The 16,777-nt window shown below is 60.7% G+C and carries 15 protein-coding genes; 8 read left to right on the plus strand and 7 right to left on the minus strand.

Annotated elements, in window-relative coordinates:
- Positions 1-8 precede the first annotated feature (8 nt).
- The 7 genes from K0H48_RS20275 (at position 9) to K0H48_RS20305 (ending at position 8,587) form a co-directional block, all read left to right on the plus strand.
- Positions 9-974, plus strand: coding sequence for an amino acid ABC transporter permease (locus tag K0H48_RS20275; RefSeq protein WP_219268860.1), 966 nt, complete (start codon positions 9-11; stop codon positions 972-974).
- Positions 967-1,740: an amino acid ABC transporter ATP-binding protein gene (locus K0H48_RS20280; RefSeq protein ID WP_219268861.1), complete on the plus strand. Its 774-nt coding sequence runs from the start codon at positions 967-969 to the stop codon at positions 1,738-1,740. Before K0H48_RS20275 ends, K0H48_RS20280 begins: the two co-directional genes overlap by 8 nt.
- Before the next feature lie 18 nt (positions 1,741-1,758).
- Positions 1,759-2,682: an ABC transporter substrate-binding protein gene (locus K0H48_RS20285; RefSeq protein WP_219268862.1), complete on the plus strand. Its 924-nt coding sequence runs from the start codon at positions 1,759-1,761 to the stop codon at positions 2,680-2,682.
- 10 nt (positions 2,683-2,692) lie between these two features.
- A complete protein-coding gene (locus K0H48_RS20290; protein ID WP_219268863.1) occupies positions 2,693-4,273 on the plus strand; it encodes an FAD-dependent oxidoreductase in 1,581 nt (526 codons plus the stop codon).
- Between the two features lie 11 nt (positions 4,274-4,284).
- The gene (locus K0H48_RS20295) at positions 4,285-4,707 is read left to right on the plus strand and encodes a RidA family protein (protein WP_065911881.1); all 423 of its coding nucleotides are present in this window, start codon (positions 4,285-4,287) and stop codon (positions 4,705-4,707) included.
- Between the two features lie 385 nt (positions 4,708-5,092).
- Positions 5,093-7,243, plus strand: a complete 2,151-nt coding sequence (locus K0H48_RS20300) for a phosphocholine-specific phospholipase C (protein WP_219268864.1) — start codon at positions 5,093-5,095, stop codon at positions 7,241-7,243.
- 159 nt (positions 7,244-7,402) lie between these two features.
- Entirely contained in the window at positions 7,403-8,587 is a 1,185-nt protein-coding gene (locus tag K0H48_RS20305) for an EAL domain-containing protein (protein WP_219268865.1), read from the plus strand.
- 32 nt (positions 8,588-8,619) lie between these two features.
- On the opposite strand, the gene K0H48_RS20310 is transcribed toward K0H48_RS20305, so the two are convergent.
- Positions 8,620-9,126 (minus strand): hypothetical protein, encoded by a 507-nt coding sequence (locus K0H48_RS20310; RefSeq protein ID WP_219268866.1) that lies wholly within the window; start codon positions 9,124-9,126, stop codon positions 8,620-8,622.
- Positions 9,123-10,037 carry an NAD synthetase gene (locus K0H48_RS20315; protein WP_219268867.1) on the minus strand — a complete coding sequence of 305 codons (915 nt, stop codon included), beginning with the start codon at positions 10,035-10,037 and terminating at the stop codon, positions 9,123-9,125. The genes K0H48_RS20310 and K0H48_RS20315 overlap by 4 nt, the downstream gene beginning before the upstream one ends.
- A gap of 185 nt (positions 10,038-10,222) precedes the next feature.
- Between K0H48_RS20315 and K0H48_RS20320 the strand changes: the two genes are divergently transcribed.
- Positions 10,223-10,711 carry a type VI secretion system tube protein Hcp gene (locus tag K0H48_RS20320; RefSeq protein WP_138814724.1) on the plus strand — a complete coding sequence of 163 codons (489 nt, stop codon included), beginning with the start codon at positions 10,223-10,225 and terminating at the stop codon, positions 10,709-10,711.
- A 15-nt stretch (positions 10,712-10,726) separates the two neighbouring features.
- On the opposite strand, the gene K0H48_RS20325 is transcribed toward K0H48_RS20320, so the two are convergent.
- The 5 genes from K0H48_RS20325 to K0H48_RS20345 form a co-directional block, all read right to left on the minus strand.
- Complete coding sequence (locus tag K0H48_RS20325; RefSeq protein WP_219268868.1) at positions 10,727-11,563, minus strand: 5'-nucleotidase, lipoprotein e(P4) family; 837 nt, start codon at positions 11,561-11,563, stop codon at positions 10,727-10,729.
- 342 nt (positions 11,564-11,905) lie between these two features.
- Positions 11,906-14,416, minus strand: a complete 2,511-nt coding sequence (locus K0H48_RS20330) for a fimbria/pilus outer membrane usher protein (RefSeq protein ID WP_219268869.1) — start codon at positions 14,414-14,416, stop codon at positions 11,906-11,908.
- 85 nt (positions 14,417-14,501) lie between these two features.
- Positions 14,502-15,242, minus strand: coding sequence for a molecular chaperone (locus tag K0H48_RS20335; RefSeq protein WP_219268870.1), 741 nt, complete (start codon positions 15,240-15,242; stop codon positions 14,502-14,504).
- A 75-nt stretch (positions 15,243-15,317) separates the two neighbouring features.
- The gene (locus K0H48_RS20340) at positions 15,318-15,920 is read right to left on the minus strand and encodes a fimbrial protein (RefSeq protein WP_138814730.1); all 603 of its coding nucleotides are present in this window, start codon (positions 15,918-15,920) and stop codon (positions 15,318-15,320) included.
- A gap of 194 nt (positions 15,921-16,114) precedes the next feature.
- Entirely contained in the window at positions 16,115-16,762 is a 648-nt protein-coding gene (locus K0H48_RS20345) for a response regulator (protein WP_138814731.1), read from the minus strand.
- Positions 16,763-16,777 lie beyond the last annotated feature (15 nt).

Consider the following 16,777-nt stretch of genomic DNA (forward strand, 5'->3'; position numbering starts at 1 on the left):
AATAGAACATGCCCATTGTTGCCAAATCCTATGACCTGATCGAAGACGTCAGCCCGGTTCGCCAGCGCCGCGTCGCAACGCCCATCAAGGCCCTGCAAGTGGTGCCCGCCCGCCACCCGTGGCGCTGGGCCGGGTCGATCTTCGCCGCGCTGGTGCTGCTCGCCATCGTGCATTCACTGGCCACCAACCCGCGTTGGGAGTGGGGCGTGTTCGGCCAGTGGTTCTTTTCTACCTCGGTGCTGCGCGGCCTCGGCCAGACGCTGCTGCTGACGTTGCTCAGCACCGTGTTCAGCATGCTCTTCGGTACTGCATTGGCGCTGGCACGGTTGTCGGGCTCGCCACTGCTGGCGGCGTTGGCCTGGGGCTATATCTGGTTTTTCCGCTCGATGCCGGCGCTGCTGGTGCTGATCATCCTCTACAACTTTGCCTACCTGTATGAACACATCGTGCTCGGCGTACCGTTCACCAGCGTAGTGTTCGCCGAGTGGTCGACCGTGGATGTGCTCAGCCAATTCACCGTGGCGGTGTTGGGCCTGAGCCTGATGCAGGCCGCCTACTCGGCGGAGATCATTCGCGGCGGTTTGATTGGCGTGGATGCCGGCCAGCATGAAGCGGCGGCGGCCCTCGGTTTGCCGGCTTCGCGACGGATTTTTCGCATCATCCTGCCACAGGCACTGCGCTCGATTTTGCCGTCGGGGTTCAACGAAATCATCGGCCTGGTCAAGGGCACGTCAATCGTCTATGTGCTGGCCTTGCCGGAGCTGTTCTACACCGTGCAGGTCATCTACAACCGCACCCAGGCGGTGATCCCGCTGCTGGTGGTGGCGACCGTGTGGTACCTGATCATCACCACGGTGCTGACCAGCGCCCAGTACTACGTCGAGCGCCACTTTGCGCGCGGTACGGCGCGGGTATTGCCGCCCACACCGCTGCAACGCCTGCGCGGCTGGCTCAAGGAGAAAACCCATGGCTGAAGCACGCGCCGGGCGCATTCAGATCCAGGGCGTGGGTAAGCGCTTTGGCAACCAGCAGGTGTTGAAAGACATCGACCTGACCATCGACCCAGGCAAGGTCACGGTGATCCTCGGGCCGTCCGGCTCGGGCAAATCCACCTTGCTGCGCACCATCAACCACCTGGAAAAGATCGACAGCGGGCACATCACCATCGACGGTGAATACGTGGGCTACCGGCGCAAGGGCGACCTGCTCTACGAATTAAAAGAACGCGAGATCCTCAAGCGCCGCATCGACGTGGGTTTTGTGTTCCAGAACTTCAACCTGTTCCCGCATCTCACCGCCTGGGAAAACATCGCCGAAGCACCGCTGGCCCACAAGCGCTGGAGCAAGTCCGAGGCGCAGGCCAAGGCCTCCGAGCTGCTGGCCAAGGTCGGCCTGGCCGACAAAGTCGATGCCTACCCACGCCAGCTCTCCGGCGGCCAGCAACAGCGCGTGGCCATCGCCCGCGCATTGGCTCTGGACCCCAAAGTGCTGCTGTTCGATGAACCCACCTCAGCCCTCGACCCGGAACTGGTGGGCGAAGTACTCGACGTGATCAAAGGCCTGACCCAACTGGGCGTGACCCTGGTGATCGTCACCCACGAAATCGGCTTTGCCCGCGAAGTGGCCGACCACGTGGTGTTCCTGTGTGACGGCCAATTGATCGAAGAGGGCCCGCCCGAACAGATTTTTCGCCAACCCCGACATCCCCGCACCGTGGCCTTTCTGGGCAAGGTGCTTTAGTTCAAGGAGTGACTGCCCATGTTCATCAATACTGCCCGCGTGGCCTTGCTGACGCTTGCCGTCGGTGCTGCGCACACCGCGTTCGCCGTGCAACAGGTGGATTTCAGCCCCGACCGCGTGCGCATCCACGTGCCGCGCAATGAAGCGGCGATTGCGCAGATTCCGCCGGGCTTCAAGTTCGCCCAGCCTGGCAAATTCACCGTGGCGGTGTCCGGCGTTGCCGGGCCGCCGTTGGCGCTGCTGGCCAACGACGACAAGACCACCATCGGCAGCGAAGCCGATACCGCGCAGTTGGTGGCCGACAGCCTCGGCCTGCAACTCAATGTGGTGCAGACCAGTTGGGAGGACTGGCCGCTGGGCGTCAGCTCCGGCAAGTACGACGCGGTGATCAGCAACGTCACCGTGACCGAGGCGCGCAAGAAGCGTTTTGACTTCGCCACCTATCGCCAGGATGTGCTCGGCTTTTACGTCAAGAGCACCAACAAAATCACCGAGATCAAACAGGCTTCGGACATTGCCGGGCTGAAGATCATCGTCGGCTCCGGCACCAACCAGGAAAAGGTCCTGCTGGCCTGGAACGAGGCCAATGAAAAAGCCGGTATCAAGCCTGCGCTCTTGCAATACATCGACGACCAGGCCGCCGCGCAACTGGCGGTGCAATCGGGTCGCAGCGATGCGCTGTTCGGGCCCAACTCGGTGTATGCCTATTCGGCGGCGGTCACCGATGGCATCAAGCTGGTGGGCACGGTGAACGGCGGCTGGCCGTTGAAAGCGGATATTGCCGTGACCACCCGCAAGGACAACGGCCTGATCCAGCCGATCCACACCGCCCTGCAAGGCGCGATTGCCGGCGGCCAATATGAACAGGTGCTGCAACGCTGGGGCCTGGACATCGAGCGCGTCGACACGTCGCTGATCAACCCACCGGGCCTGCCGGACTAGGAGCATCGACATGGGACTGACACGCCGTGAAGCGCTGTCGAGCATCGCCGCTGTAGGCGGTGAAAAGGCCGTGAAGGATGCATTGGCGGTATTGGGTTTGGGGCCGTCGTCACATCGACGCCCGCAACCGCTGAAACTCAACGCAGGCCTGGGGCAGGGCACTCGCGTGCTGGTGCTGGGCGCCGGGATTGCCGGGTTGGTGACGGCGCTGGAACTGAGTCGCGCCGGGTTCAGCGTGCAGGTACTGGAGGCGCGCAACCGCGTAGGCGGGCGCACCTGGACCCTGCGCAATGGTGACCGCGTGGACTACAAGGATGGCCGCACGCAAACCGTAGCGTTTGATAAAGGCCTGTATTTCAACGCCGGCCCCGCCAGGATTCCGAGCCAACACCGCACGATTCTCGACTATTGCAGCGAACTGGGTGTGCCGCTGGAAGTGCTGGTCAACAGCAGCCACGGCGCCCAAGTACGGCCCGATCTGCAACAGTCGGCGTTTACCGTCGGCCAGGCGATCAATGACACGCGTGGGCATCTGTCCGGCTTGCTGGCCAAAGCGGTGCAGCGCGATGCCCTTGATGATGTATTGAGCAGTGAAGAGCGCACGCGCTTGCTGGCGTTTTTGCAGGTGTATGGCGACCTGTCGCAGGAACTGGCCTTTGAAGGCAGCTTGCGCTCAGGTCACCTGGAGTCGCCTGCCCACCCCGGCGCGTTGCCCGCCAGCCGCAGCCCGCTGGCGCTGGACCGTCTGCTGCATCCGGAGTTGTGGGGCGCGTTATTGCACACCGAATTCCCGGAGTTTTCCGCCACCATGTTCCAACCCGTCGGCGGTATGGACCGCATCACCGACGCTTTCTACCAGCGCGTGCGCGACCAGGTGCAACTGGGCGCCCAAGTGCGGCAGATCCGCCAGCTTGATGACGGCGTGGCGGTGACCTACCACGACCAACTCAGCGGCCGCGAACAGGTGGTGCGTGCCGATTACCTGGTCTCGACCCTGCCGTTGCCGCTGTTGGCCAAACTCGACACCGACTTCAGCGACCCGGTCAAAGCTGCGTTGCTCAGTACCCGCAGCGATCAGGCGACCAAAGTGGCGTGGCAATCACCGCGCTTCTGGGAAACCGACTACCGCACCTACGGCGGCCTTTCGTGGATCGAGCACCCGGCGCGCCTGCTGTGGTACCCCAGCAACGACCTCAACACCCGCGACGGTTTGCTGGTGGCCGGTTACGTAACCGGGGAGGGCGCCGACGTATTTGGCGCCAAGCCGTTCGACCAGCAGTACGCCACGTCCAAAGAAGCCGTGGAGCTGCTGCATCCCGGTTATTCAAAACACCTGCGCCACCCGTTGGCGGTGTCCTGGGAACAGATCCCCTACAGCGAAGGCCCATGGCTGCAGCGCCAACACTTCCCGGCCGATGCCAGTGCCTTGCTGGAACAGGCCCACGGCCGCGTGTACTTCGCCGGCGACGGCCTGGTGCAAAGCGGTGTGGGCATCTGGCAGGAATCGGCAGCCAACTCGGCGCGGCATGTGATCGCGCAACTGGCCGAGCGCGTTACCCAACAACAGAGTGCGGCACTCGCCGCCTCCTGAGGAGCATCACCATGAGCGACAGCATTCAACGCACCAGCGTCGGCGATTTTCCCATCTCGCAAACCGTCACCGTACCGGCCTCGGCCAGCCTGATTTTCGTCAGCGGCACCTTGCCCGATCTGGTCGACCCGAACGTGCCAGGGGTCTACGGCAACACCGAAGTACAGACGGTGTCGGTGTTCAACAAACTGCGCAAGATCCTCCAGCAGCAAGACCTGGACCTGGGCGATATCGTGCAATTGCGCGTGTTTCTGGTCGGCGCTGAAGAGACCGACGGCAAGCTCGATTTCGCCGGATTGCAGCGCGGTTATACGCAGTTCTTCGCCACGCCCGAGCAGCCGAACAAGCCCACGCGCACCGCTTTGCAGGTGGTGGCATTGCCGTTGCCGGGGGCGTTGGTGGAAGTGGAGGCAATTGCGGCGCGAACGGCCTGACTCTATTGAGCGCACTGTTGTGGTGAACAGGCTTGTTGTGGAAAGCATGCTTGTTGTGTAACGCAGGTTTGTTGTGGCGAGCAGGCTTGCCCTGCGTTGGGGCGCGCAGCGGCCCTGAAACCAGGCGCTGAGTTCCTTCAGGAGAACTCCAGTGTCTTTACTGGGGCTGCTGCGCAGCCCAACGCAGGGCAAGCCTGCTCGCCACAACAAGCCCACTCACCACAACAAGCCCACAGCCCACAACAAGCTGCTTGCCACAATCAGCGGTAGGCCTGTAAACAGATCATCGGATTGTCAGTAACCTGATGTCACTTTTTTGTCGCTTGCAGTCTCTACCTTGTCTTGAGCGTTTTTATCTCAAGCACCCCAGGGATCGAATAGTGCCATGCCAACTCTCACCCGCCGCACCCTGCTGAAGGCCGCCGCCATCGGCTCCGCCTACACCCTGCTACCTGACTCCATCCGCCAGGCCTTGGCGATCCCTGCCAACAACCGCACCGGCACGATTATGGATGTGGAGCATGTGGTTATCCTGATGCAGGAAAACCGCGCGTTCGACCACTACTTCGGCACCTTGCCCGGTGTGCGCGGTTTCAGCGACCGCTTCACCATCCCGCTGTCGGGTAAGCGCAAGGTCTGGGAGCAACAGGGCAAGGGTCGCCGCGTGTTGCCGTACCACTTGGACAGTTCACGCGGCAATGCCCAGCGCGTGGACGGCACGCCGCACTCCTGGGTTGACGAACACACCGCCTGGGGCAGCGGCCGCATGAGTGCCTGGCCGACCTACAAGACCCACACCTCCATGGGCTATTACCGCGAGCAGGAATTGCCCTTCCAGTTTGCGTTGGCCAACACCTTTACTCTGTGCGATGCCTACCATTGTTCGGTGCACGCCGGCACCAACCCGAACCGGCTGTTCCACTGGACCGGCACCAACGGCCCTACCGGTGCCAACGTGGCTGCGGTGGTCAACGAATGGGACGGCCCTGGTGCGGTGAGCGTGGGTTACACCTGGAAAACCTACCCCGAGCGCCTGGAAGAAGCGGGCGTGAGTTGGAAGGTCTATCAGTTTTTGCCGGATAACTTTGGCGACAACCCGCTGGCCGGTTTTCGTCAGTACCGCGCCGCCAGTGTCGCGGCCGGCAACCCGGCGGAACCGCCGAAAGACTTCAAGGCCTTTGTGCCTTACAGCGATCAACTCAACGCCCGCGTGCCCTTGTACAAAGGCAACGGCAACACACTGCCGTCCGCCAACGGCAGTGACCTGGAGGCGATCATCCAGGGCTTTCGCGATGACATAAAGCACGGGCGCCTGCCCCAGGTGAGCTGGCTGGTTGCGCCGGCCAATTACTCCGAACATCCTGGGCCTTCCAGCCCGGTGCAGGGTGGCTGGTTCACTCAAGAGATTCTCAAGTCGCTGACCGAAAACCCGGAGGTCTGGAGCAAGACCGTGCTACTGGTCAATTACGATGAAAACGACGGGTTCTTCGACCATGTTCCCTCACCATCAGCGCCGTCCAGGCGTTCCGATGGCAGCTTTGCCGGTAAGTCCACGGTGAAGTTCGACAGCGAAATCTTCACGCATCCGGCACCGCCCGGCACCACGCAACAGCCGGCGCCGGACGGTGGTGTTTACGGCCCTGGCCCACGGGTGCCGATGCTGGTGCTATCGCCCTGGAGTCGTGGCGGCTGGGTCAACTCCCAGGCGTTTGATCACACCTCGGTGCTGCAATTTCTGGAGAAGCGTTTCCAGGTGCGCGAGCCCAATATCAGCGCCTGGCGTCGCGCCGTCTGTGGCGACCTCACCTCAGCGTTCAACTTCGTCAATCCCAACAGTGAGCGGTTGCCGCCATTGCACGACACCACTCGCCTGGCCGCAGATTTGCTGCGCCAGCGCCAGGAGCAACTGGCCCAGGTCGCGGTTCCAGCAGAGGGCCGGCAACAGGTGCCGCACCAGGCGCGCATGGCTCGGCCATCCCGTGCATTGCCTTATCAGTTGAATGTCGAGGGCGCCGTTGATCGTCGCGCCGCTGAGCTGACGCTGAACTTCTTTAACCATGGCGACCAGGGCGCGGTCTTCCACGTTTACGACCGACTGCACCTGGAAGACATCCCACGACGCTACACCGTGGGCGCTGAAAAGCACCTCAGTGACACCTGGCCAGTCGCTGGCGGCTATGACCTGTGGCTCTTGGGGCCGAACGGTTTTCACCGGTCATTCAAGGGTGACTTGCAACGCCGCGAACCCGAACTGTCAGTGGCTTACCAGGGTGACAGCGTGCTGCTGACGGTGATCAACCCCAGCAAGCATCCGGTCTCGGTGACGATCAAGCGCTGCCCTTACACCCATCAAGGGCCATGGCTGCTGGAGATTGCTGGCCACAGCTCGCAGCAGCGCACGTTCTCCCGCCAGCCGAGCGGTGGCTGGTATGACTTCACCGTGCGCAATGAGCATGGCTGGGTGCGTCGCGTAGCGGGGCGGCTTGAGACGGGGGCGCACAGTATCAGTGACCCGTTGATGGGCAAGCCGGTGTAGCAAACGCTGGGGCGGCGGATGGCGTTGAACAGATCCGCTGCCTTTGGCCTGTTGCTAGTATTTTGAGAAATATCCTACGTTCATAAAGGACTAATCATCCCCGCTTTCTCCGGGCAGTTTTAGACAATCGTTGGCTCCACTACCCACGAGCCCACGCCAATGACGAGCCAGCCTTTACGCGTCCTGATCCTTGAGGAACACGCCTTTCAGCGCGCCGTTGTCGTGAGCCAGTTCAAACGGATGGGGCATGCGGTGATCGAGGCGACGCATGCCATTGAAGCCTTGGCCCTTTTGGAAAGCGTGGGCGGGGTGGATGTCGTACTGTGCGACTTGTCCATGACCGGCATGGATGGGCTGGAGTTTTTGCAACATGCTGCGCAGCGAGGGTGGCTGCATGGCCTGATTGTCAGCGGCCATCAGCCGCCTGGAATCAGCCAAGCGCTGCAACCGTTCACCCGCCTGCTCGGCGTGCGTTTGCTGGGCCATGTCGACACGCTGGCGCCCCTCAATCAGCTCGAAGAGGCAGTGCATCGTCATCAGCCTGTTGGGGAGATAGCGCCTGCGGTTTCACCTGCGCTGCCATTGTTTACTCAATCGCAAGTGTGCGACGCATTAGCGGCCGGCCAGCTGCACGCGTACTACCAACCCAAATTCGGCCTGTGGACCAACGAGATGATCGGCGTGGAAGTGTTGAGCCGCTGGCATCACCCGCTTTACGGTCTGTTACCCGCAATGGCCTTCATGCCGGTGCTGGAGCGTTGCGGGCGGCTCGACGAATTGTTGTTTGCACAGATGCACCAGGCCTTGACCCTGCAACAACACGTCAGGGCAAGCGGCATGACCTTGAACCTGGCGTTCAATCTGCACGCTCAGCAGCTGGCTCAGGGCGGGTTGAGTTTGAAGATCAAAGACGTCATGGCGCCGTTCAAGGCACCGCGCTCCAGCGTGACTTTCGAGCTGACCGAAAGCGGCATGCTGGAAGCCTCGGCGAGCAGCCTGGCGTGCCTGATGCGTTTGCGCATGCTCGGTTGCAACCTGTCCCTGGATGACTTTGGCGCCGGGTTTTCATCCTTGCAACGCCTGTGTCAGCTGCCGTTCAACGAGATCAAGCTGGATGCCGAGTTTGTGCGCGGCATGACCACCGACCCACGTTGCCGCGCGGTGATCCACAGCACCCTGGCGCTGGGCGACAGCCTGGGCATGAGCGTGGTGGTGGAAGGTATCGAAACCCAGGAGCAGCAGCGGCAATTGCTGGCGATGGGCTGCAGGGTGGGCCAGGGTTATGTGTATGCGCCGGCGATGAGTGGCGAGCAGTTGTTGTGGCGATTGCAGAATGTGGCTTGATGGGTGTTGAGCGAATGCAGGTGGCAGGGCGCTTACCACCATTTCCAGTGGCCTTGTTTTTTCAGGGTGGCGATGATGTTTTCGCGCTTGTGGCGGATTTCGACCATCTTGTGGCGCAGTTCGCGGCAGCGGTTGCTGTTTAGGATCAGCAGGCCGGTCAGTGGGCCGATGAGGGTCATGGAGTAGAGGTGCACGTTGGGACGGTACGCGATGGCGGGAAGTGATACCAGCAGACATATGAGGTATATCGCGACGTTTAGCCAGACCCAGTGTATGCGGCCGTACAGCACTTGGTATTTGGCAATGGCATATACAGCGCCAAGCCCGGTCGCGCTGAAAAAAAATGTCTTGGTCGCAAAGCTTATGGGGTACGACGAAAGGTAAGTGAGCATTGTCAGGGTAGCCGTCAATGCTATCGAGGCGCATGCGACGAGAAGGTCGGCACTGATTACCGGCGTGTACCGTTTGATGATTTCCCAAGGGTTTTCAATAAAAACAGTTGAGTAATACGCGTTTTTTTCTTCGCCCTTTTCGCTCATGGGTTGACCTCCTCGTAGACGCCGACTGCCAACGTCTTGAGATTTCCGTTGGTTGCACTGCTGGTAAAGCTGAGCGATGCAGCCAATGCATCCATGATGTGGGTAGCGGTTGCATGCTGCATTGCCGCAGCGCTGATACGTTTGGAAAGTTTACCGTTAGCTTTTTCCAACTTAAGCAGTCTGCTCGTTAACCTTGGGTCACGGATCTTGAGCAATTCATCGTTCAGCTTTGCCCGCTCTTGCCGAGTCAGGCCTTTGAGCACCTGGCGGATCGATTTTCCTGTTACCCGCGTAGTTGTAATGATGGCTTTCACTGTGACCAACATCGAAGTTGCAACGCCCAGTAGCGCCACACCATCCAGTACTGCCGTCGCGTCTTGATACCAGGGTTCGCTATCTAAATAGTCATTGAACTCGGGGAATGCAGCTTCTGACGCAGTTCGCAGGGCGCCGGCGATACACTGAACCGTACCCGCTGCCGCTGCAGCCTGGCCGATAACCGTGATCACCGCACTCGTCCCCGCCGTAAATGGCATCAACATCACACCACTCGTAACCACAGCCCAACTCAACAACGCCCCCGCACAAGTGATCGTCGTGTTTAGTGCCTCAGCCACCAAACGGGACTCGCGAGGCTCATGCTCCAACATCCGCTTGAACTCCACCGGCCCCACATACTTGGGCGCCTCACGCAGCACGACTTTGATCGGTCGCACACTACAAATTGCCTGAAACTCGCGCAGTACCACCACGTTAAGCATGTCATCGATATACACCACCCCCGCGCCAATCAGTGCCGGGTCGCTATCGACGGCGAAGAACAACTTGCGCAGATCAATACTGCTTTCAATCCGCTGACGCGTGGTGCGGTGGGTCGAAGGGAATCCATCTTTGAGCAGGGAAGCCGTCATCCTTAACTCCTGTTATTGCGGGAGTCGAGAGCGTAAAGATGAGGAGGTACCGCTGAATGTCGGAAGGTTCGCCATTTCACGTCGGGTGCGTCTCTAACTGCCTTCTGCGTCTTGCGCGCACCGCTGCGGCTGGGGAAAAGTGCGTCCCACGTCACTACCGACGCATACCAAGGCAGGGAGCAAACATGGCAGTCGATATGTTTTTGAAGCTGGGTGATATCAAGGGTGAATCAAGGGACCAGGCTCATCGCGACGAGATCGATATCACCCAGTGGGCATGGGGCATGTCGCAGTCGGGTTCGATGCACAGCGGTACGGGCGGCGGTGCGGGCAAGGTCAATATCGCCAATCTGAACCTGACCAAACCACTGGATAAATCCAGCCCCAACCTGATGATGGCCTGCGCCAGCGGCAAGCATTACCCCGAGGCCAGGTTGGTGCTACGCAAGGCCGGCGGTGCCAGCCCGGTGGAGTATCTGGTGATCACCCTGAAGGAAGTCATGGTGGTGTCCTACAGCACGAATGCTGAAAGCAACACCGACGTCGTACATGACAGCTTTGCCCTCAATTTTGCCACCGTCGACGTCAGCTACCAGCCGCAGAAGGCCGACGGCGCCAAGGACGGCGGGCCGGTGAAGTTTGGCTGGAACATTCGGCAGAACATCAAAGCCTGAGCCCCAGCCAGCCTCCTATTCTTCCAACTGCAATGCCTGCTGTTTGAACCTGCGTTTTTGTTCAAACGGCAATTTCTCATCATCCCCATACGGCGCGCTGTACCAGTTGCCGTAACTCGGGTTCGGCAGCAGGAACCAGCGCTGCCCCAGCCAGCTCACATAGGGCTCCACCGCCTTGCGTTGGGCGCAGAGGGTGTTGTGTTCGGGCTGCACGAAATCACCCAGCGAGTCCCCGGCCATCAGCAACACGCGGGCATGGCTGGCGACCCACTGACGGCGACACGTCTTGCCGTAGCCGGCACTTTCGCAATGGCCGATTGGCGTACTGGCGGCCAGGACTTGTTCGTCGCCGCTCACCGGAAACCCACGCAGGCGCAGGTTGGCGACAGTGGCCGCGACCTGGCTGTGTTCGCGGTTGGTGAGGTAGTAAACCTTGATGCCCTTTTGCTTAGCGGCCTGCAGGAAAGCCACTGCCCCCGGTAATGCCTGGGCCTTGGCCTGGTTGACCCAAGTATTCCAGCGGTCATAGGAATAGACTTGATTATTGATGATGTCGCGAGCGTTCAGCGGCACGTTATCCAGCAGGGTTTCGTCAATATCCACCACCACCGCTGGAGGTAAACCGTTCAGCTCGCGGGGTGGAAAGGGCAGGGCATCCCAGGTTGGGTCAGCCAGGGCCACGTCGAGTTGGCGGGTGGCGTTGGCGAACAGCTGGCGGTAGATCAACTCGTGTTCGATGGAGGTCTGGGTCCAGAGCACGGCGTCGAGTTGGTCGTTGGCCGGCGGGGTCTGCTGGCAGCCGGTCAGGGCGGTGGTGAGCAGGCAGACACTGGCGAAAATCAGGTTGCGCATGGGATGTCTCGGCGGTGGAAACGTGTGGGCAGCACCTTAGCCTAATCAGGCTATACATCAATCCCGAATGTGGGGGCGATTTCAGATCAAGATCAAAAGAGCAGATCAAAAGACCGCTGACTTCGTCATCGAAAAGAATGTAAGGGCCGGATCAAAGCAGACCTCATCGTCAAGACTGCACGCGGTCGAATGTGGGAGCGTGTTGCATCAGGTAGACAGGCTTTTGCTGTGCACTTGATCCGGCTCTTGCCTAACCACTCAGGTCGGCTTTTGATCTGAGGCGCCCCGTTAACCACCGTGACCGCTGCAACGGATATGTCCACCGACCAACATCCTGCCCCCCTAAGGCCCACACACCAACGCCTGCCGCTCATAGTTCAGCGCCTTGTTCTGCGGCGGTAGCGCATAGCTTGCACTGCAACGCTGCTCGCCCCACTTGATCACCAGCGTCCCCCGATCCTGCTCCACCAGCGCCAGCGCATTCCCATTCGGGTCCGCAATCGCCAGTTGCTTACCCGCCGAGTCCTCCAGCGAAGCCCCGAACGACAACGGCTTGTGCTGCGCATCAAACAACTCAAACAACACCCGTCGCCCGGTGGTGCCGCTGTAACGCGCCACCACGATAGCGCCACGGCGCGGCACCAGTTGCTGGGTGGCGTTGGTGATTTCCACATCGCCGCCCAGGTCGCGGGTGTCCAGGCTGATCCAGTTCACCCGGTAAGGTTGCGCCGTAGGGATCACCGCATAGCCGTTGTAACCGGTCTCGACGCCGCTGTAACTGCCGATTTTGGCCCCGGAGATGCCCGGCACTTCGGCCAGGGCGAAGGTCTCGCTGACGGTCTGCCCCAGGTTGATACCGCCCGCATGGGCGACCACCGAACCCGCGAGGTTAAGGTTCTGCGAGTTGTAGCCCTGGCCCTGGCTGTAGCCCAGGCTGACATCCGCCATGGAAGTACGGCTGTTGATATTCACCGAGCCGGAGTCGCCACTCGCATTGCTATGGCCGGCCTGCACCGAATAGAAGGTGTCGCTGGTATCGGCAACGTAACCGTTGATACCGGCTTGCGTAGTGGTGTCGCCGCGCTGATGGCTGGTAGTGACAAAGGCTCGCGGCGCACGGGCCTGGCTGCCGAGTGGGAAAGAGACGGACAGGTTCACCTGAGTGTCGCTGCTGGGCTCGCCATAGGTGACGATTTGCTGGGTGCGCGTCACGCCAAGGTTGTAGCTCAGGTCGCCCCAGTTGCCGGTGTAACCGGCAGACAAACTGCGCGAACCGCCACGGTTCCAGTAGCGCTGGTCGCTGGCGTTGACGTACAGGCTGCCGAACTCGCTGTTACGCCCCAGGCTCTGGTTGATGGTCAGGTCGGTGCGGGTTTTTGAATGACCGGTGCGCACGCGCACGTCTTCGCTGTTGTCTTCCACATGGTCGGTGAGGGTGCGGTAGCCCTCAGTGGAGTAACGGTAGGCGGCCAGGGTGAAGTTGGTGTCGGTGCCGGCAAAGGTTTTTGCGTACAACGCTCGCACGCTGCTGCCCTGGCTGGTTTGCCCGCGCGCCTTGCTGGACGAGTGCGTGGTGTCCAGGGAGAAGGCGCCGAACGCGGTGTTCTTGCCGGCGCCGATCGACAGCGCGCTGTAGTCCTCGCTGGCTTGCAGGCCGACGATGCCGCTGAGGTTGCTGGTCAAGCCATACGCCAGTGTGCCGCTCAGAAAGCGCGGGGTCCCCAGGCCGTCGGCATTGCTCTTGAACGTACCCGCCGAAAGGCTGTACTTGACCTGGCCTTCACGCACCATGATCGGCAAACTGGAAAACGCCTGCATCGTCACCCGCCGGCTGCCGTCGGCTTCGATCACGGTGATCTGCAGGTCGCCATTGGAGCCGCTGGGGTAGATGTCGTTGATCTCGAACGGCCCTGGTGCGACGTTGGCGGTGTAGAGGATGTAGTCGTTCTGGCGGATCTCTACGGTCGCATTGGTCTGCGCCACGCCACGGATCACCGGCGCGTAGCCGCGTTCGCTGTCGGCACGCATGCCGTCGTCGGAGGCCAGTTTGAGGCCGCGATAACGCACGCTGTCGAACAAGTCGGTGTCAGAGAAAATCTCGCCGGCGCTGAACTGACCCTTGATCGCCGTCACGTCGTGCTGCACGTAGGTGCGGTTGCTGGTGAAGGTGTTCGAGCGGTCAGTGCCGCTGCTCATGTTCGATTCGTTGCGCAGGCGCCAGGCGCCCAGGTTGATGCCGTTGCGCAGCCCGAGATTGTTAGCGATGCGGGTTTTATAGTCGCCGGCGGTGCGGCTGCTGTTGAGCTGGTAGTTGATGAACGCGGCCGGCACGCCGTCATCCCACAACTGCGGGTCAACATACCCGCGCAGGCCGCGCTGCATGGCCACTTGCGGAATACTTGCCATCAGGCGCAGGCGGCTGCTGTCGTACCGCACGCTGGCGTCTTCGATCATGTCCGCGAGGGCATAGCATTCCTGTGGCTGCTGCGGGTCGAGTTTGCCTTCGGCCTGCAAGCGGCTCATGTCGACGCCCAGTTGCTTGAGCAGGTCGAGGGTCAGGCAGGCTTCAACCCGGCCGTTTTTCGGGTTGCGCTTGAAGTCGATATCACGTCGGCCTACCAGCACTTCGTTGCTGTACAGGTCAACACGGTAATTGCCCGGCAGCACGCTGTTGGCCGAGAGCAGTTGCTGCAGGTCGACGGGCGACTGCGAGCCTTGCAGGAACGTGGTGTTGAAGCTTTGCGCTGCATCATCGGCCATGGCCCAGGTCGGCAGGCTGGCCGCAATCGCGAGCGACAGCGTCTTCAACTTCAGTACGCCACGTGCGGGCCTGTTGCTGGAAAGAAAAGACATGCGAAGACCTATGACATCCCTGATTGACGGACAGCCGGGCACGCAAACACGCACGCGAAGTGAGCCTGTGGGTTAGAGAAGCTACTTAGGGTTTGAGGCGCGATTCCGTCGCGTGCGCAGGTAGCGCAGCGCCGCTCGATAGGGGCGCGCTGTAGTGGTTTTGCGCGCCATAGTCATTGATGCTGGAAAACGACAGCTGCACCGGGCCGTTGGCAATTGCCGCGCTCAGCGGGAACTGTTTTTGTTCGCCGGGCGCGATCATGGTGGAGTCGCTGGCGAGTTGTGCCTGCACTTTGATGTCGGCCATGGACACGTGGTACAGCGTCGGGTTTTTCACCTGCAACAGGGTCTGGCCGGCGTGTTTGGCCAGTGTCCACTCAAGTTGCGCAGGGGCTTGCAGCGCGCTGCCGGTGAGGCCGGCAGGGCGGTAAAAAATCTTGATGCGCTGGCGGATGGCCAACTGCAAGGTGTTCTCGGCCTCGCTGGCCTTGGGGATTTCCTGCACGTTGAGCCACACCACCGACTCACGGTCCGTGGGCATGCCTTTGCCTTCGTACAGAATGCGCAGCAGTTGTTGTTCTTTGGCGAACACCCGCGCCAGCGGCGGGGTGACGGCAAACGGCGCGCGGCTGGCACTGGCGTCGTTCATGTCGACCCAGGATTGAATCAACACATCCTGGTTGCCGTTGCGCACGGTGATATTGGCTTCCTTATGGTCGCCATCAAACACGATGCGGGTGGCATTCAATGAAATGCTGGCGGCGGCCTGGGCAGCCATAAGCAAGCCCAGCAGCCCCAAGCATGCGGCGATAGAACGAGGCGGCATGAGGGTTATCCGGTGTAATCAAAAGACAATGGCGAGGCCGCAGGGCCTCGCGCGTTCGGTGCCGGGGGCGCCGAGTTATTCGTATTGCAGGATGAACGGCAGGGTGGCATCACCGCGACCGGCGGTGGACGAACCGGCGGCTGCGGTGGTGACGTAGGCGGCCGCGAAGCTCAGGGTGGCGTCGCCGCCAGCCGTGCCGGCGCCGTGCATAGTGCTTTCGATGCGCGCGGTGCTGGAAGAGCTGAGGTCGATCAGGCTGCCTTTGCTGTCGAGCAGGGCGATACCGACGTTTTGTGCAGTGGCCGAACCCGGGTTCAGGGCCAGGACTTTTTTGCCGGTGACCAGGCCCGAACCGCCGTTGTTGGCGTCAAAGATCATCGCGACTTTGGTGCCCTGGTTGCAGTTGACGTTCAGGTTGAAGTCTTTGGCGGTGACACGGCCTGCGGTTGGGTTTTCGGCAGTGCCCATGTCCTTGATCGACACGTTGCCCATGTCTACCGAAATGGTGCGGTCGGAGTTGGCGCCGTCGACCGAGCAGGCATCGTTGTTGATCACGCCGGTGAAGGTGATTTTACCGCTGCCGCCCAGGGTCGGCGTCGGTGCCGGGTCGACGGCAAATGCACTGCCGGAAGCGGCGATAATGGCCGAGGCGATAACAGCCAGGGAAAACTTCTTCATGATGATGTCCGTTAGTGTTAGTTGGAAAATGCTGTTGTTGAACTGCGAGAGGAGAATAAGCGGTGAGGGCGGGTGAGCGAATAAGACGATTCTTATAAGTCAGGAAGCAGGCGTTTTAGAACGGCGGGAAGGCGCGTGAAGACTCAGCAAATAAAGGGCGAAGCCATTATTTTAAATGGCTTGCTAGTTGTGGGTTAGTTGAAAATGTTGCGCGCCAGGCAATAAGCGAGCAGGTCCTGGTCACTGCTCACTTCAAGTTTGCGCATGGCCGATATCTTTTGCGCGCTGATGGTCTTTGAACTGCGGTTCTGACTGCGCGCAATATCACTGACGCTCATGCCGGAAATAAATAAACGCAGGATCTCGAACTCTTTGGGCGACAAACTGGTAAAGCGCTCGTCAATCGCCGTAAGGGTCTCGATCACCGAGGTTTTTGGCGGTTCCAGGCTGCGGTAGGCGCTCTGCTGGGCAATCGCCTTGAGCGCCAATTCAATCTCGGTGTGCAACTGGCTTTTCTGGATGATGCCGACCACACCCAGCTCTTGCAGGCGGGTGAGGATCAGGTGGTTGGAGATCATCGTCAGGATCAGGATCTGTACCTGCGGGAAATGCCGCTTCAGGTACTCCACCAACTTGAGCCCGTCGCCGTAGGGCGAGTCGCCCGGCATGTTGTAGTCGGTGATCACAATGTCGGCACCCTGGTGTTGCAACAGCGCGATCAGGCCGGCCGAACACACAGCCTCGCCGACCACCTGGAAGCGTGTGTCGCGCTCCACCAACTCGCGAACGCCAAGCAGGACGATCGGGTGATCGTCCGCGATTACCACGTTGAATTTTTTCATAAAGGGCCGTCCGTA

The sequence above is a fragment of the Pseudomonas sp. Xaverov 259 genome (genome assembly GCF_019352915.1).
Classification (GTDB): domain Bacteria; phylum Pseudomonadota; class Gammaproteobacteria; order Pseudomonadales; family Pseudomonadaceae; genus Aquipseudomonas.

Coding starts and splice junctions, on each gene's coding strand:
- K0H48_RS20295 (WP_065911881.1), top strand. CDS start 4,285: ATGAGCGACAGCATTCAACGCACCAGCGTCGGCGATTTTCCCATCTCG.
- K0H48_RS20280 (WP_219268861.1), top strand. CDS start 967: ATGGCTGAAGCACGCGCCGGGCGCATTCAGATCCAGGGCGTGGGTAAG.
- K0H48_RS20340 (WP_138814730.1), bottom strand. CDS start 15,920: ATGAAGAAGTTTTCCCTGGCTGTTATCGCCTCGGCCATTATCGCCGCT.
- K0H48_RS20310 (WP_219268866.1), bottom strand. CDS start 9,126: ATGAGCGAAAAGGGCGAAGAAAAAAACGCGTATTACTCAACTGTTTTT.
- K0H48_RS20330 (WP_219268869.1), bottom strand. CDS start 14,416: ATGTCTTTTCTTTCCAGCAACAGGCCCGCACGTGGCGTACTGAAGTTG.
- K0H48_RS20345 (WP_138814731.1), bottom strand. CDS start 16,762: ATGAAAAAATTCAACGTGGTAATCGCGGACGATCACCCGATCGTCCTG.
- K0H48_RS20315 (WP_219268867.1), bottom strand. CDS start 10,037: ATGACGGCTTCCCTGCTCAAAGATGGATTCCCTTCGACCCACCGCACC.
- K0H48_RS20305 (WP_219268865.1), top strand. CDS start 7,403: ATGACGAGCCAGCCTTTACGCGTCCTGATCCTTGAGGAACACGCCTTT.
- K0H48_RS20320 (WP_138814724.1), top strand. CDS start 10,223: ATGGCAGTCGATATGTTTTTGAAGCTGGGTGATATCAAGGGTGAATCA.
- K0H48_RS20285 (WP_219268862.1), top strand. CDS start 1,759: ATGTTCATCAATACTGCCCGCGTGGCCTTGCTGACGCTTGCCGTCGGT.
- K0H48_RS20290 (WP_219268863.1), top strand. CDS start 2,693: ATGGGACTGACACGCCGTGAAGCGCTGTCGAGCATCGCCGCTGTAGGC.
- K0H48_RS20325 (WP_219268868.1), bottom strand. CDS start 11,563: ATGCGCAACCTGATTTTCGCCAGTGTCTGCCTGCTCACCACCGCCCTG.
- K0H48_RS20335 (WP_219268870.1), bottom strand. CDS start 15,242: ATGCCGCCTCGTTCTATCGCCGCATGCTTGGGGCTGCTGGGCTTGCTT.
- K0H48_RS20300 (WP_219268864.1), top strand. CDS start 5,093: ATGCCAACTCTCACCCGCCGCACCCTGCTGAAGGCCGCCGCCATCGGC.
- K0H48_RS20275 (WP_219268860.1), top strand. CDS start 9: ATGCCCATTGTTGCCAAATCCTATGACCTGATCGAAGACGTCAGCCCG.